This window comes from Pseudomonas sp. s4 (assembly GCF_046764235.1).
Classification (GTDB): Bacteria; Pseudomonadota; Gammaproteobacteria; order Pseudomonadales; family Pseudomonadaceae; genus Aquipseudomonas; species Aquipseudomonas asiatica.
This window is the reverse complement of record NZ_CP177209.1, coordinates 400,017-414,298: the sequence shown is the minus strand read 5'-3', so window position 1 is coordinate 414,298 and position 14,282 is coordinate 400,017. Positions and strand designations below refer to the sequence as shown.

11 protein-coding genes and 1 pseudogene are annotated in these 14,282 nt (G+C 62.2%); 1 reads left to right on the top strand and 11 read right to left on the bottom strand.

All coding sequences use genetic code 11. The annotated features are described in order from the left end of the window. Positions 1-98: 98 nt before the first annotated feature. The 6 genes and pseudogenes from ACK56M_RS01920 to gbcB all read right to left on the bottom strand — a co-directional run bounded on the left by ACK56M_RS01920 (position 99) and on the right by gbcB (position 5,012). Positions 99-803 (bottom strand): methyl-accepting chemotaxis protein, encoded by a 705-nt coding sequence (locus tag ACK56M_RS01920; protein ID WP_397427731.1) that lies wholly within the window; start codon positions 801-803, stop codon positions 99-101. A 207-nt stretch (positions 804-1,010) separates the two neighbouring features. Next, positions 1,011-1,853 (bottom strand): annotated as a pseudogene (locus ACK56M_RS01915) (cache domain-containing protein); the annotation flags it as partial. Between the two features lie 360 nt (positions 1,854-2,213). Continuing rightward, positions 2,214-2,516 (bottom strand): cell division protein ZapA, encoded by a 303-nt coding sequence (locus ACK56M_RS01910; RefSeq protein ID WP_003257516.1) that lies wholly within the window; start codon positions 2,514-2,516, stop codon positions 2,214-2,216. Next, positions 2,513-2,743 (bottom strand): hypothetical protein, encoded by a 231-nt coding sequence (locus tag ACK56M_RS01905; protein WP_003257514.1) that lies wholly within the window; start codon positions 2,741-2,743, stop codon positions 2,513-2,515. The genes ACK56M_RS01910 and ACK56M_RS01905 overlap by 4 nt, the downstream gene beginning before the upstream one ends. Before the next feature lie 342 nt (positions 2,744-3,085). Then, entirely contained in the window at positions 3,086-3,793 is a 708-nt protein-coding gene (locus ACK56M_RS01900; RefSeq protein WP_102059501.1) for an RHS repeat-associated core domain-containing protein, read from the bottom strand. Positions 3,794-3,911: 118 nt separating this feature from the next. Next, positions 3,912-5,012: a glycine-betaine demethylase subunit GbcB gene (gene gbcB, locus ACK56M_RS01895; RefSeq protein ID WP_015268654.1), complete on the bottom strand. Its 1,101-nt coding sequence runs from the start codon at positions 5,010-5,012 to the stop codon at positions 3,912-3,914. A gap of 294 nt (positions 5,013-5,306) precedes the next feature. Here gbcB and gbcA point away from each other — a divergent pair, with 294 nt between their 5' ends. Further along, the gene (gene gbcA, locus ACK56M_RS01890) at positions 5,307-6,599 is read left to right on the top strand and encodes a glycine-betaine demethylase subunit GbcA (protein ID WP_015268653.1); all 1,293 of its coding nucleotides are present in this window, start codon (positions 5,307-5,309) and stop codon (positions 6,597-6,599) included. Between the two features lie 33 nt (positions 6,600-6,632). Here the strand turns inward: gbcA and ACK56M_RS01885 are convergent, their stop codons facing one another. The 5 genes from ACK56M_RS01885 to dgcA form a co-directional block, all read right to left on the bottom strand. Next, positions 6,633-7,391 (bottom strand): RHS repeat-associated core domain-containing protein, encoded by a 759-nt coding sequence (locus ACK56M_RS01885; RefSeq protein ID WP_411959236.1) that lies wholly within the window; start codon positions 7,389-7,391, stop codon positions 6,633-6,635. A 678-nt stretch (positions 7,392-8,069) separates the two neighbouring features. After that, complete coding sequence (locus tag ACK56M_RS01880; protein WP_003257512.1) at positions 8,070-8,840, bottom strand: electron transfer flavoprotein subunit beta; 771 nt, start codon at positions 8,838-8,840, stop codon at positions 8,070-8,072. Positions 8,841-8,850: 10 nt separating this feature from the next. Continuing rightward, on the bottom strand, positions 8,851-10,083 hold the full coding sequence (locus ACK56M_RS01875; RefSeq protein WP_411959235.1) for an electron transfer flavoprotein subunit alpha/FixB family protein: 1,233 nt from the start codon (positions 10,081-10,083) through the stop codon (positions 8,851-8,853). After that, entirely contained in the window at positions 10,083-12,035 is a 1,953-nt protein-coding gene (dgcB, locus tag ACK56M_RS01870; protein ID WP_411959234.1) for a dimethylglycine demethylation protein DgcB, read from the bottom strand. The genes ACK56M_RS01875 and dgcB overlap by 1 nt, the downstream gene beginning before the upstream one ends. A gap of 177 nt (positions 12,036-12,212) precedes the next feature. Then, positions 12,213-14,273: a dimethylglycine demethylation protein DgcA gene (dgcA, locus tag ACK56M_RS01865; RefSeq protein WP_025337383.1), complete on the bottom strand. Its 2,061-nt coding sequence runs from the start codon at positions 14,271-14,273 to the stop codon at positions 12,213-12,215. Between the last annotated feature and the right edge of the window lie 9 nt (positions 14,274-14,282).

Sequence of the window (14,282 nt, the reverse complement as noted above, 5' to 3'; positions counted from 1 at the left end):
CAGCCCAAAGGGTTGGGCAATCTCCCACAGGAACATCGCAGCCGTCGAGAGCTGTGCAGTACCTGTGGGAGCGGGCAAGCCCGCGAAGAAGCCCTGATCTAAAGCCTGAACCCACCCATCTGCCGCGCCAGGTCATCCGCCAAGCCACGCAGCGCCTGGCACTCTTCACGACAGCCCTGCACCTCCGCCGCGGTCTCCCGCGCCAGGTCGGAAATCCCCTGCACCGTACGATTGATCTCCTCGGTCACCGCCGACTGCTCTTCGGTCGCAGTAGCTACCTGATGGTTCATGTCGCTGATGTGCTCGACCTGGTCAGTGATCGCCCCCAATGACGCTCCGGTGCGCTGGCTCGACTCCACCCCGCTACCCGTCGCCTGCTGCCCAGCCTGCATCGAACTCACAGCCGAACCCGCGCCCTGCTTCAAGCGCTGGATCATCTGCTGCACTTCGTCGGTGGACAGCTGCGTGCGCCGGGCCAAGGTACGCACCTCATCGGCCACCACGGCAAACCCACGGCCCATCTCCCCTGCCCTGGCCGCCTCGATGGCGGCATTCAGCGCCAGCAGGTTGGTTTGCTCGGAAATACTACGGATAACCGCAAGAACTTCGTCGATCGAAGCTACTTCCTCGGCCAGCTGGCTGACTGCATCGGCCGCCTTGCCGATATCACCCGACATCCCCTCGATACCACGGATCGAGCGTTGCACCACTTCACGCGCCTGCAGGGCTTCGTCCCTCGCCGACTGCGAGGCCTGGGCCGCATCACCGGCATTGCGGGCAATGTCCTGCACGGTCAAACCCATTTCGTGCACGGCGGTAGCGACCATTTCGGTCATTTCCTGCTGGCGCCCGGAACGCTCGGCGGTGTTGTCCACCACCTGTGTCACCTGCTCGACCGCCAGGTGCAGCCGCTCGGAAGTGTGCAATACCTCGCCGATCAACCGGCGCTGGCTGTCGAGGAAGCGGTTGAAACCACGCGCCAGGTCGCCCAGTTCGTCCTGGCGTGAATCGTCCAGCCGGTGGCTGAGGTCACCCGCGCCGCTGCCAATCTGCACCAGCGCCGCTGTCACGCGGCGGATCGGCCGCACCAGGCCACGCGCCAGCAGCACCACCAGCAGCAGCGACACCAGGGCCACGGCACCACCGATCAGGCTGGTCAGCCATACCGCCTGGTGCATTGGCGCGTAGATTTCCTCCTCGGGCACCTCGGCCACCAGGGTCCAGTTGAGGTCGCGAAGGGGCAGTCCGAGCGCCAGGTAGCTTTCGCCGTCACGGCTGAAGCGGCTGCTGCGCAGGCCTTCGCCGCCAGTCATCAGCACCTTGGCGGCATCCGCGCCGAGCTGTTCGGTGAGCTGGCGTTTGCCGCTGAAGGCAGCGTCCGGATGAACCTGGATCAGGCCATCGTTACGCACCAGGAACACCTTCCCGTGCTCGCCAAATTTGAAGTCATGGATCAGCTTCGACAGTTCGGTCATGCGCAGGCCCATACCGGCCACACCGACCAGTTGGCCATTCTTTTCCACACGATAGTCGATGAACAGCGCGAGCTCGCCGGTGGCACCGTCGATGTCGATGTTGATCAGGCGTTCGGCACCGCTGTCGATGTAGCCGTAGAACCATTTGTCCTTGGGGTTGCCGCGGCTGAGGGTACGGTCCATGCCATTCTCGTTGTAGTAGTGGCCGGTTTCGGTCGAAACGAACAAAGTGGTGAAGGCCCGGTTGCGCTGCTTGGCGGCGGTCAGGTATTCGATGAATGGAGCGGCATGGGCGGGGTCTTCACCGGCGGCAAGCCAGTCGCGCAGCAGGGTGTTGCCGGCAATATCTGCCGCCGCCACCAGCGGCTGGCCGAGCATGCGCTCGATGTCGTTGCGGATGGCCTCGATGCTGGCGGGCAGCGCGGTATCGACCAGGTAGCGTTCGGTGAGACGGTTTAGCGCCACCGTGAAAATGATGACCACCACCAGGATGCTCGCCAGCAGGGCTGCGCCCATGCTGGAGATCAACTGCCACTGGATGCTTTTACGCCAGATACGCATGCCCTACTCCCCGCATAATTATTGTTTGCGGAAAGTGTATACACTTGCGTATGCAGTTAATCTAGTGACCTGAAGCAATCAGATACCCTGTGGGAGCGGGTTTACCCGCGAATGCGATGCTGAATGCACTGACGCATTCGCGGGTGAATCCGCTCCCACAGAGGTCGATGCAAGGCCTTATTGTTCGGCTATGGTCCGCACGATGGCGTCCACCGTGGCATCGATCTGCGCCTGGGTACGCTCCAGCGTCTTGCGGTGCTCATCCTGCAGCTCGATCTGCCGCGAACACAGGTTCAGCGCGGCCAGCACCAGCAGCTTGTCGCCGATCAGGGTCGGGTACTGACGCTTGGTCTGGGCCAGGGCGGTGTTGAGCATCTGCACCGCCTGGGCCAGGGTCGCTTCCTGGCCTTCAGGCGCCTTGATCGAATAGTCGTTGCCGAGGATCGACACGACATTGATCGGCTGCGCTCGCAGTGTCATGCGCCTACGACGCCGGCGTTGGCGCGCTCGAGCAGGGCCTGCAGGCGTGCGGCGGTGCTGCCGTTCTTCTCTTCCTGCTCCATCAGCGACAGCTGCAGGGTTTCGTTCTCTTCCTTGGCCTGGGCCAGTTCCTGACCGAGGGCGGCGTTCTGCTCGGTGAGTTGAGCGTTCTTCTGCATCAGGTCGCTGACCAGTTGCTCGATTTGATTCAGGGAAGCTTCCAGCATGGGTCTATCTCAGGTTGTTGCGAGGGGCGCACACGATAAAGAAAAGTGCGGCCCATCGCCATTAAATATCGGATTCACAAAGTGTCTAACCCGCAGATTGACAGGGTAGCCGGCCCCTTGTTCCGACCTGGATCAACCGCCGGTCAGGAAAAGGACTGACGAAAGCGCCCGTGGCCAGCAGCAGAACAACGAAATCGAACAGGCGGCCAGCACCCTCATCGAGATGATCAGCGCTGTGGAAGAAGTGGCGCGGAAAGTGGACGCAACCTGGCAAACATCAATGAGCTGTCGGTGCAGAGTGCTACCGGGGCGCAACAGACCCGTGCGGTGATTGCAGAATTGTCACGCCTTGCCTTGGACTTTAATGGGTTGGCGAGATGCAGCCCTGATCTGTTCAGCAAGCTCCAAGGGGCTTGGAGACTCGCTGGCGGTGGTAGGGCCAACGAAGGGCGAAAATTCAGCCCCAGCCAAATCCATCATGAGAGGCCCAAAACTATTCTCAACCTCTTTCTGCAGCGCCCTGCCGACTGAAAATCCTTTTAACCCGGCCTTCACAATACTCCCAGCAGTCGCCAACTCTTTACCACCAGGTACTCCGTAAAAAGCCAGGCTGCCTCCGATACCGGCCGTCCATTTAGCCGCTTCAGCCAACACCTTCAATCCAGCTGGACGAGCCCAAGCTGCTTTAATCCGCGAGCCTAGCCATATCGCGCTTTTGAGAAACGAGAGAATGCTGAATGCTCCGCTCGGATCTTGCCTGTTAACCGGATCTCCCAAGCAATAGGCATAAGCATTGATACCCCCCTTGGAAAATGGGCTCAGCTGGTCTGCAGACAAGAATCGCCTTGATGCGGAGCTATATGCTCTTCTGCCATTGCCGAGCAGATAAAAGCCTGTGAGGTTATCTCGGCGCTCGCCATTAAATGCGAGTACCCAAGCAGCATTGCCTGGATGTGCACCATAGGGGTCATATGCGCCGTGTGTTCTGCAGTGGCTGCGGTAAAACACTGAACCGCTCATATCCACAACTAGCAAATGGCAACGGTTCATGCTCAATACTCAAAGAGGACTGAGGCAATTCTATTTGGTACCTCGGGTAATCTGGAACTGTCGGAAATACCAGTTGTGAAACAGAACAGGGCCGCTTTGCGGCCCTGGGAACACCGGATCAGTAATCGATCCGCACATCCCCTTTCGGCACACTGCAGCACGACAGGATGTAGCCCTCGGCTTCGTCCTCTTCGGTAATGCCGCCGTTGTGCTCCATCTCCACTTCGCCGCCCAGCTTGAGCACCTTGCAGGTGCCGCAAATGCCCATACCGCAGGCTTTCGGGATCATCAGGCCAACCTTGGCCGCCGCCGCGTGCACGGTCTCGCCCGGGGCGATGCGGATGCTCTTCTCGCTGCCGATGAACTCCACCAGGTTGAGGTCGGCCGCATCCAGTTCCGGCGCGTCGGCAGCCTGCTCGGCATGCTCCACCGCATCGGCCTTGGCCTCAGGCGGCGTCGCACCGAACGATTCCTCGTGATAGTTCTTCATGTCGAAGCCGACCGCTTCGAGCATGCGCTTGACCGCAGTCATGTATGGCGTCGGGCCGCAGCAGAACACCACACGGTCCATGTAGTCCGGCGCGATCAGCTCCATCAGGCGCTGGTTGAGGTAACCGCGATAACCCGCCCACGGCTCACCCAGGCCATGCTTTTCACAAATGATGTGCAGGCTGAAATTGGGGATGCGCGAGGCCATCTGCTCCAGTTCACGATGGTAGATGATGTCCTTCGGCGAACGGGCGCTGTGCACGAACACCATGTCGACATTGCCGTTGGTGTCGTAGAACCAGCGCGCCATCGACATGACCGGGGTGATCCCGACACCGCCCGAGAGGTACAGCACCTTTTGCGCCGGGAAATCGATGGCGTTGAACAGCCCCACCGGGCCATGCACCGGCAGCTCGGCGCCTTCGTGCATGGTGTCGTGAAGGAAGTTGGACACCAGGCCGCCCGGTACGCGCTTGACCGTGATCGAGAAGCTGTAGGGCACCGAGGGTGAACTGGAGATGGTGTAGGAGCGCATCACCGGCTTGCCTTCGATCTCCAGCTCCAGGGTGACGAACTGCCCCGGCTTGAAGAAGAACATGATCGGTTGATCGGCCATGAAGCAGAAGGTGCGCACGTCCCAGGTCTCCTGGATGACCTTGACGCAGCGCACGATGTGGCGGCCGTTGGCCCAGGTCTGGGTAGTGACCGGATTGAGGAAGGTATCGGACATGTTCATCTCCAGCAGCCGACTATTGGCCGTTTTATGGCTTGGATAATGCGCAAGCTGAAGACGACGTACATTCCTGCCAGCGACATCGGCGTGCTTATCGCGACCAGCCCCGCACTGCAAGGGCTGGCGCGTCGTAATTCAAATCGGCCATGTCGCCCATGGATACGGTTCATGACGCCTTCGGACGCACACTCCACGGCAAAACAACTAGCTGTTTCTGATGAGCAGCCTTGCGGCACCACAACAACGATTAGCCACCTTTTGCCGGCCGCACACGGCCCCGAGGAATACACGATGGACGTCACCGCAACCCTGAGCCTGGGCGATCCACTGGAACCTGCACGCAAGGCCACCGCCGAGATGCTGCAGACCCGCGAGCGCACCTACTCGCTGCCCCAGCCTTTCTACACCGACGAGCGTCTGTTCCAGATCGACATGCAGGAGATCTTCCACAAGGAGTGGCTGATCGCGGGGCTGGTAAGCGAGATTCCGACAAAGGGCAACTTCCTGACCCTGCAGATCGGCAAGAACCCGATCATCGTGATCCGTGGTGCCGAGGGTAAGGTGCATGCCTTCCATAACGTCTGCCGCCACCGCGGCTCGCGTCTGTGCACCAGCGAAAAAGGCAAGGTGGCCAAGCTGGTCTGCCCTTACCACCAGTGGACCTACGAGCTGGACGGCCGCTTGCTGTTCGCCGGCACTGAAATGGGCGCCGACTTCGACATGAACCAGTATGGCCTGAAGCCGGTGAACGTGAAGGTCGCTGGCGGCTACATCTTCATCAGCCTGGCGGAAAACCCGCCCGCCATCGACGAGTTCCTGGCCACCCTGGACCACTACATGGAACCGTACGATATGGAAAACACCAAGGTGGCGGTACAAACCACCTTGATGGAAAAGGCCAACTGGAAACTGGTGCTGGAAAACAACCGCGAGTGCTACCACTGCAATGGGTCGCACCCTGAACTGCTGAAAACCCTGCTGGAGTGGGACGACACCAACGACCCTCGCGCCGACCAGGCCTTCAAGGACCACGTAGCCGCCTCCGCCGCTGCCTGGGAAGCCGAGAAGATCCCGTACCTGCACAAGAGCCATGGCCTGCGTAACCGTATCGTGCGCATGCCGCTGCTCAAGGGGACCGTGTCGATGACCATGGATGGCAAGCAGGCATGCAAGAAGCTGATGGGCCGCATCAAGAACCCCGACCTGGGCTCGATGCGCATCCTGCACCTGCCACACTCCTGGAACCACTGCATGGGCGACCACATGATCGTGTTCACCGTGTGGCCGATCAGCGCCCAGGAAACCATGGTCACCACCAAGTGGCTGGTGCACAAGGATGCCGTGGAAGGCGTGGACTACGACCCTGAGCAGATGCGCAAGGTCTGGGACGCAACCAACGATCAGGACCGTCGTTTGGCTGAAGAGAACCAGCGTGGGATCAACTCCACTGCTTATCAGCCTGGGCCTTACTCGAAGACCTACGAGTTTGGCGTGGTCAACTTCATTGACTGGTATAGCCAGCGCTTGCTGAACAATCTGGGCGCGGAACCTGCGCCTTACCTGAAAGAAGTGCAGGCGCAGTAACTGCCCGGGATAAGCGGATAGCGACAGATGTCGCTATCCGTATTTCTGGGATGGGGTCATGCCTCTGATCTCGGCCGCTGAAGTGTTCACATCATCTGCGGTAGGCGGAGATTCTCGCCGCCTCACAGCGACAGGCGTATCCGGTTTCCATGGCTTCTCCTGAGCCAGCCCCCATGTCTCATAGCCCGTCGTTGCGAGCGACACAACGGTCAGCGTAGCCAAGGCCCATGTCTGCCAGTTGTTTTCAGGATCGGCCGTTCTCACAACACCAATGGTCAACCCCGCAACGCCAGCGACCGCACTCACGCTGGACAAAGCCCAATCCTGTCGTGTTGGCGGCATAATCGACGGTGAAAGGCTTTCCACGGCAATTCTTCGACTAGCACCCACCTGCTTGACGAAAGCTCTGAATCGTAGCCCGCTGATAAACAGACCTAGCACGTTGGTAAGGATACTCAGCACTGGCAGTACATAATCCTCTGCCTTCTGCCCTGTGGGATCGCGGTGGTTGACCGGGTCACCAAGGCAGTACAAATAAGCATTGAGCCCGCCCTCGCCGAACGGGCTTTGCGTGTCGGGTGACTGGAAACGCATGAGCGAGGGTGTGTAGGTACGATGGCCATTTCCTAGTGGGTAATTCCCAGTCACTGGGTCCCGATACTCTCCACAAAATGCCAGCCCTGGTGCGCAGGCGGCGCTCATGACTCCATAAGGCGCATAAGCACGGGGGCCGCCGGGATACGTACCCAGTACAGAGTGCTGCCGATCGGCATTTAGCAGGTATGTCGCCATGAGTTATTCACAAATACGAAGACCTGTGGATACGGTAATGGTCGGTTGAACATTTGCGTACTGGCAAAAATGTCAGGTAGGACCTTGATCATTATTTGACCATATCAGCCAAGGTCGCGTATTAACTGGGCTACAGCGGAGTTCATACATCTTGTCCACAGAAACACCAACAGACTTTGTGGGCAACCAATGAGCTTTTTGCTATCGCCCTGTTGATAAGTGACCCAAGGGCTTGATTTTCAGGCATCGCGTAGCATCCGGGCGGGATTGTTCAATTTTTGAACAGATCTGCCAAAGCCTTTGACTACGCCGCTTACAGGTGATGCCGAACAGATTATCCACAGACCGGCTAACAGCGATTGTGGGCAAAATCAGCAGGGTGCTGCCGTGCTTTGCATGCGAAGGCAGGGATAATACTGATCGTTTTTTGATCAAAAGCTTGGAGGTCACGTCATACAAGGGCTGCGGCCATGCGCCAACACTTTATCCACACCTTGGCGAACAGATTCGGTGGGCAAAAGCGACCGATCGAGGCTGTGTATGGAATGTAGGAGCGGCCTTGTGTCGCGATGGGCCGCAGCGCGGCCCCAGGATCTCGACTACGAATCAAGATAACCGGAGCTGCTGCGCAGCCCATCGCGACACAAGGCCGCTCCTACACCGGGACCGCGTGAGGCTCTAGCGCAGCACGCCTTCTTCCACCAGCAGCTTGAGGATGGCCTCGGCGCCTTCCTGTGGAGAAACGTCCTTCAATACCTTGCCACCGCCACCACTGGCCTTGGCCGTCGCCGCCTTCATCCGGTCGGCACCGCTCTTGGCCTTGATCACCTTAAGCCGCTTGGGCCGTGGGCGGGCTGGCTGCAGTTCGGCTTCGGCCAGCAGTTCGTCCTCGACGATAGCCACGTTGCGTGCCGCCAACACACCCCGACGCGCCGGCCCGAAAGCGCTCTGGCGCGGCTTGGGCGCGGCGTTATCCACAGTCGCCAGCAACGGCAGGCGCACCTTCAGCCGACGCCGCTGACCGCGCGGCAGCGCCTGCAATACCTGGGCGGTGCCGTTGTCGATCGACTCCACTTCAGCCAACCCCACAATCAGCGGCCAGCCGAGCTTTTCGGCCAGCAGGAACGGCAACATGCCCGACCCTTCTCCGGTCTCGGCCTGGCTACCGGTCAGCACCAGCTGTGCCCCGGCATCGCGCAGGTAATCCCCGAGCACGCCCAGCACGTCGGCACCGGCCGGCTGCTCCAGCACGTCCAGATGGTCCAGGCCCATCCCCAGGTAGGCGCGCAGCGCCTCTTCCCGTGGGTCGCCGGCATGCACCACCTGCAAGTTATCCCCAGCCAGCTGCAAACCCAGCTCCACGGCGCGCGCATCCTGCTCGGCGCGGCGAGCGCGGCCGGAGCTGGGGTGGGCACCGATGGAAACCAGGCTGATCACTTTCGTACTCATGCTCGTGCCCTTATGCCGCGTCGCGCTGGCCGCCGCTGCGGTAGTTGTCCACAGCCTCGATCAGTGCCTGGAGAATCGCCGAACTGTCGCCAATTACCGACAGGTCGGCCCGTTTGATCATGTCGCAGCCCGGGTCCATGTTGATCGCCACCACCTTGTCGCAGGCGCCGATGCCCTGCAGGTGCTGGATCGCGCCCGAGATACCCACAGCCACGTAGACCCGCGCGGTAACCCAGGTACCAGTGGCACCCACCTGGCGGTTGCGCGGCATGAAGCCGTCGTCCACCGCCACCCGCGAGGCGCCTTCGGTGGCGCCGAGGGCCGCGGTGGCCTTGTGATACAGGTCCCAGTCCTTGACCCCGTTGCCGCCCGAGACGATGAACTCGGCTTCGGCCATGGCAATGGTGGCCGGGTCCACGGCCACCGAGCCGAGGTCTTCGATGCGCGACAGGCTGCGCGCCACGCTTGTGGACAACTCCACGGGCAGCGCTTCGTGCCGGGTTTCGCTGACCGGCTCGGCGCACTCGGCCGCCGCCAGGATCAAGCGTGGTACGGCGCGCTGCAGGTCTTGCTGGCCGGCACCGGCACGGCCGATGCACTGGCCGTCCTTGACCTGCCATACCCGCGTCGCCGGGCGCTCGCCCAGTGCCGCGCTCAGGCGCCGGCCCAGTTCGCCACCACCGGTGCGGCTGTCGGGCAGCAGCCAGTGGCGCGGGGTGAACTGGTTATCCACAGCCCGAAGGCCTTGTACCAGTTGCTCCGGTGCATAACCTTCGAAAGCCTCGCCTTCGATGACCAGCAGGCGGTCGACCCCGGCTGTGGAAAAGTTGCTTTCCTTGTGCTCGCCAAACACCACTGCCAGCACCGCACCGTCGCTGCCGGCCAGGCTGTGGGCCAGGCCGAGCAGGTCGCGGTCGTGGCTGCTCAGGCGGCCACCGACCATGTCCGGCACAACGGCGATGTAGAACGCCGGCGCCGGCACCTGGTGCAGCGGCAGCTTGACCTCGGCCGCCGCCGTGCGTCGCCCGCCCACGGCGGTACCCTGCTGGGCGCCGCTGCGGTCGATGCGCTTGATGCCGGCCGGGCCGATGAAGCCTGCGGCAATCGCGTGGGGGTTCTTGCGGATGAGGCCGTTGGGCCCCATCCAGCTGGTCTGCTGCATCTGCATCGCTGCATGCAGCGGGTGCAGACGGTTACGGGCGATCCACTCGGCGCGTGGGTCGCGGCGGATAATGTCGCTCATCAGTGCACCTCCGCAGGTTCACGTTTGGCCGTTTGCGGCTTTGGGGCAGAGGGCACGTCCTCTTCGATCAGCACGTCGGCCACCAGTTCGGCCAGGTCCTTGATCTGCGGGCGCGGTTCGACCACACCTTCGAGCATGGCGGTGCACTGTGGGCAACCCACAGCTACCAGTTCGGCCTCGGTCTCGCGGATGTCGTCCATGCGCATGTCCGGGATACGCTGCTTGCCAGGGATGTCGGTAATCGGCGCACCGCCGCCACCGCCGCAGCAACGGGAGCGGAAGCCCGAGCGCTGCATCTCGCGCACTTCGATACCCAGGGCCTTGAGCACGGCACGCGGAGCTTCGTACTCACCGTTGTAACGGCCCAGGTAGCACGGGTCGTGGTAGGTGACGCTGCCGCCCTTGTGCTGGCCGAGGTTGAGCTTGTTGGCCGCGATCAGTTCGGCGATGTAGGTGCTGTGGTGCTGCACCTGATAGTCCCCGCCCAGGGCGCCGTACTCGTTCTTCAGCACATGGAAGCTGTGCGGGTCGCAGGTGACGATGCGCTGGAACTTGTACTTGGCCAGGGTCTGGATATTGCGTTTGGCCAGTTGCTGGAAGGTCGCCTCATCGCCCAGGCGGCGCGCCACGTCGCCGCTGTCGCGCTCTTCCAGGCCGAGCACGGCAAAGTCCACGCCCGACGCCTTGAGCACTTTGACGAACGAGCGCAGGGTGCGCTGGTTGCGCATGTCGAAGGCACCGTCACCGACCCAGAACAGCACCTCGGTGGTTTTCACCTCCGACAGCAGTTGCAGGTTGAGGTCGGCGGCCCAGTTCATGCGCCCGCCAGGGGCGAAGCCGCCCGGGTTGTCGGTAGCGATCAGGTTGTCCAGCACTTCGGCGCCCTTGTTCGGGGTGGCGCCTTTTTCCAGGGTGAGGTGACGGCGCATGTCGACGATGGCATCGACGTGCTCGATCATCATCGGGCATTCCTCGACGCAGGCACGGCAGGTGGTGCACGACCACAGCGTTTCGGCGTCGACCAGGCCATTGACGATCGGCTGGTGCGGGTGGCCGCCATGCTCACCGATCGGTTTGCCCGGGTATGGGCTGCCGGCGAACTGCGCATCGGTGCCACCGGCCAGACCGATGACCATGTCCTGGATGAGCTTTTTCGGGTTCAGCGGCTGGCCGGCGGCAAAGGCCGGGCACATGGCTTCGCATTTACCGCACTGCACGCAGGCGTCGAAGCCCAGCAGCTGGTTCCAGGTGAAGTCCACCGGCTTTTCCACGCCCAGCGGCGCGTTCGGGTCTTCCAGGTCCAGCGGCTTGAGGCCGGTGGAACGGCCGCCGCCGAAGCGTTCGGCGCGACGGTGCCAGGCCAGGTGCAGGGCACCGGCGAAGGCGTGTTTCATCGGGCCGCCCCAGGTCATGCCGAAGAACAGCTCCGACACGCCCCACAGCACGCCCAGGCCGAGAATGCCCACCATCACCCAGCCACCGGTGTTGGCCGGCAGGATGCCGGCGACCGGCAAGGTGGCGATGAAGAAGCTCACGGCAAACGCCAGCAGGCTCTTCGGCAGGCGCATCCACGGGCCCTTGGACAGGCGCGAAGGCGGGTTGAGGCGGCGCTTGAAGACGAAGATGGCGCCGCTGAACATGATCACCGTGGCCACCAGCAACGCGTAGCCGAGGATCTTGCTCTGCAGGCCGAAGCCGTGCACCAGGATCGCCAGTACGGCCGACAGCACGAAGCCGCCAGCGGTGGCCACGTGGGTCTTGGACATGTACTTGTCGCGCTCGACCACATGGTGCAGGTCCACCAGGTAGCGGCGCGGCATGGCCAGCAGGCCGCCGATCAGGTTGACCTTGGACGGCCGGCCACGCCGCCACATGCGCACCCGGCGCAGGGCGCCGAGCACTGCCAGGCCAAGGGCAGCGAACAGCAGGATAGGTAGAAGGGTGTTCAACATGGGAGGCTCCCACAACAGCTGGATTCTTGCGCCACTCTGAAGGTGGGATTGGCCCCTTGTGGGAGCGGGTTTACCCGCGAATGCGTCAGATCAGACAACTCTGTTGCTTGTGCTGACGCTTTCGCGGGTGAACCCGCTCCCACAGGGACCGCGCCCGGTGGCGACGATTTTTCTCGATCAGAAGTCCTTGCACAGGCGCAAGGCGTCGTAGATCGCCGCATGCACGTTGCGCTGGGCCACGCAGTCGCCGATGCGGTACAGCAGGTAGCCTTCGCCCGGCTGGCTGAGGATCGGCTGTGGCTTGATGGCGAACAGTGCCTCCACGTCGATCTGGCCTTTGTTGCGCGAACCTTCCTTCAGTGCGTAGTACAGCTGCTCGTCAGGACGCACGCCGTTCTCCACCACCACCTGGTCGACCACGCGCTCTTCCTTGGCGCCGGTGTATTCGTTTTCCAGCACCGCCACCAGCTTGTCGCCTTCGCGGTAGACCTTTTCCAGCATCATGTCGCCGGTCATGATCACTTCTTTCGGGTACATGCTGCGGTAGTAGGTCGGGAAGGTAGTACCGCCCATGGCCACACCCGGCTTGATGTCGTCGGTGACGATCTCGACCTGGCTGCCCTTGTCGGCGATGAAGTCAGCCACCGACATGCCGGTGAACTCGCAGATGGTGTCGTACACCAGCACGTTCTTGCCCGGCGCAACCTTGCCGTCGAGCACGTCCCAGCTGCTGACCACCAGCCCTTCGGCGGCGCCCCAGTGCTCGTTCTGCTCCAGGAAGGAATGCCCACCCACCGCCAGCACGATGATGTCCGGGCGCAGGTCCTGGATGGCAGCCACGTCGGCGGCGGTGCCCAGGCGCAGGTCGACCTTCAGGCGCGCCAGCTCCAGCTGGTACCAGCGGGTGATACCGGCGATCTGGTCGCGCTGCGGGGCCTTGGCGGCGATGGTGATCTGCCCGCCGATCTGCTCCTTCTTCTCGAACAGGGTCACATCGTGGCCACGTTCGGCAGCCACGCGGGCCGCTTCCATGCCGGCCGGGCCGGCGCCAACTACCACCACCTTGCGCTTGGCGCCGGTGGTCTTCTCGATGATATGCGGCACGCCCATGTATTCACGGGAGGTCGCGGCGTTCTGGATGCACAGTACATCCAGGCCCTGGTACTGGCGGTCGATGCAGTAGTTGGCACCGACGCACTGCTTGATCTGGTCGATCTGGCCCATCTTGATCTTGGCGATCAGGTGCGGGTCAGCCATGTGCGCACGGGTCATGCCGACCATGTCCACGTAGCCACCTTCGAGGATACGCGTGGCCTGGTTCGGGTCCTTGATGTTCTGCGCGTGCAGCACCGGGACCTTGACCACTTCCTTGATACCGGCCGCCAGGTGCAGGAACGGCTCCGGCGGGTAGCTCATGTTCGGGATTACGTTGGCCAGGGTGTTGTGGGTGTCGCAACCCGAACCGACCACGCCGATGAAGTCGAGCATGCCAGTGGCGTCGTAGTAGGCAGCGATCTGCTTCATGTCCTCGTGGCTGAGGCCATCGGGGTGGAACTCGTCGCCACAGATACGCATGCCCACGCAGAAGTCGTCACCGACCTCGGCGCGCACAGCCTTCAGTACTTCGAGGCCGAACTTCATGCGGCCTTCGAAGGTACCGCCCCATTCGTCGGTACGCTTGTTGACCCGCGGGCTCCAGAACTGGTCGATCATGTGCTGGTGCACGGCCGACAGTTCCACGCCGTCCAGGCCACCTTCCTTGGCGCGGCGGGCAGCTTGCGCGTAGTTGCCGATCACGCGCCAGATCTCTTCCACCTCGATGGTCTTGCAGGTGGCGCGGTGCACGGGTTCACGGATACCCGACGGCGACATCAGGGTCGGCCAGTTGAAGCCGTCCCAGCGCGAGCGACGGCCCATGTGGGTAATCTGGATCATGATCTTGGCGCCATGCTTGTGCATGGCGTCGGCCAGGTTCTGGAAGTGCGGGATGATGCGGTCGGTCGACAGGTTGACCGACGCCCACCACTCCTGCGGGCTGTCGATGGCCACCACCGACGAGCCGCCGCAGATCGCCAGGCCGATACCGCCCTTGGCCTTTTCTTCGTAGTACTTCACGTAGCGGTCGGTCGTCATGCCGCCGTCAGTGGCGTAGACCTCGGCGTGCGCGGTGCTGAGCACACGGTTGCGGATGGTCAGTTTACCGATCTGGATCGGCTGGAACATTGCTTCGAATGCCATGACGCTATC

What these genes read in the sequence shown, in the direction of transcription:
- ACK56M_RS01920 (WP_397427731.1), bottom strand. Translation starts at nt 803, where the DNA reads ATGGGTTTGACCGTGCAGGACATTGCCCGCAATGCCGGTGATGCGGCC.
- ACK56M_RS01910 (WP_003257516.1), bottom strand. Translation starts at nt 2,516, where the DNA reads ATGACACTGCGAGCGCAGCCGATCAATGTCGTGTCGATCCTCGGCAAC.
- ACK56M_RS01905 (WP_003257514.1), bottom strand. Translation starts at nt 2,743, where the DNA reads ATGCTGGAAGCTTCCCTGAATCAAATCGAGCAACTGGTCAGCGACCTG.
- ACK56M_RS01900 (WP_102059501.1), bottom strand. Translation starts at nt 3,793, where the DNA reads ATGAACCGTTGCCATTTGCTAGTTGTGGATATGAGCGGTTCAGTGTTT.
- gbcB (WP_015268654.1), bottom strand. Translation starts at nt 5,012, where the DNA reads ATGTCCGATACCTTCCTCAATCCGGTCACTACCCAGACCTGGGCCAAC.
- gbcA (WP_015268653.1), top strand. Translation starts at nt 5,307, where the DNA reads ATGGACGTCACCGCAACCCTGAGCCTGGGCGATCCACTGGAACCTGCA.
- ACK56M_RS01885 (WP_411959236.1), bottom strand. Translation starts at nt 7,391, where the DNA reads ATGGCGACATACCTGCTAAATGCCGATCGGCAGCACTCTGTACTGGGT.
- ACK56M_RS01880 (WP_003257512.1), bottom strand. Translation starts at nt 8,840, where the DNA reads ATGAGTACGAAAGTGATCAGCCTGGTTTCCATCGGTGCCCACCCCAGC.
- ACK56M_RS01875 (WP_411959235.1), bottom strand. Translation starts at nt 10,083, where the DNA reads ATGAGCGACATTATCCGCCGCGACCCACGCGCCGAGTGGATCGCCCGT.
- dgcB (WP_411959234.1), bottom strand. Translation starts at nt 12,035, where the DNA reads ATGTTGAACACCCTTCTACCTATCCTGCTGTTCGCTGCCCTTGGCCTG.
- dgcA (WP_025337383.1), bottom strand. Translation starts at nt 14,273, where the DNA reads ATGGCATTCGAAGCAATGTTCCAGCCGATCCAGATCGGTAAACTGACC.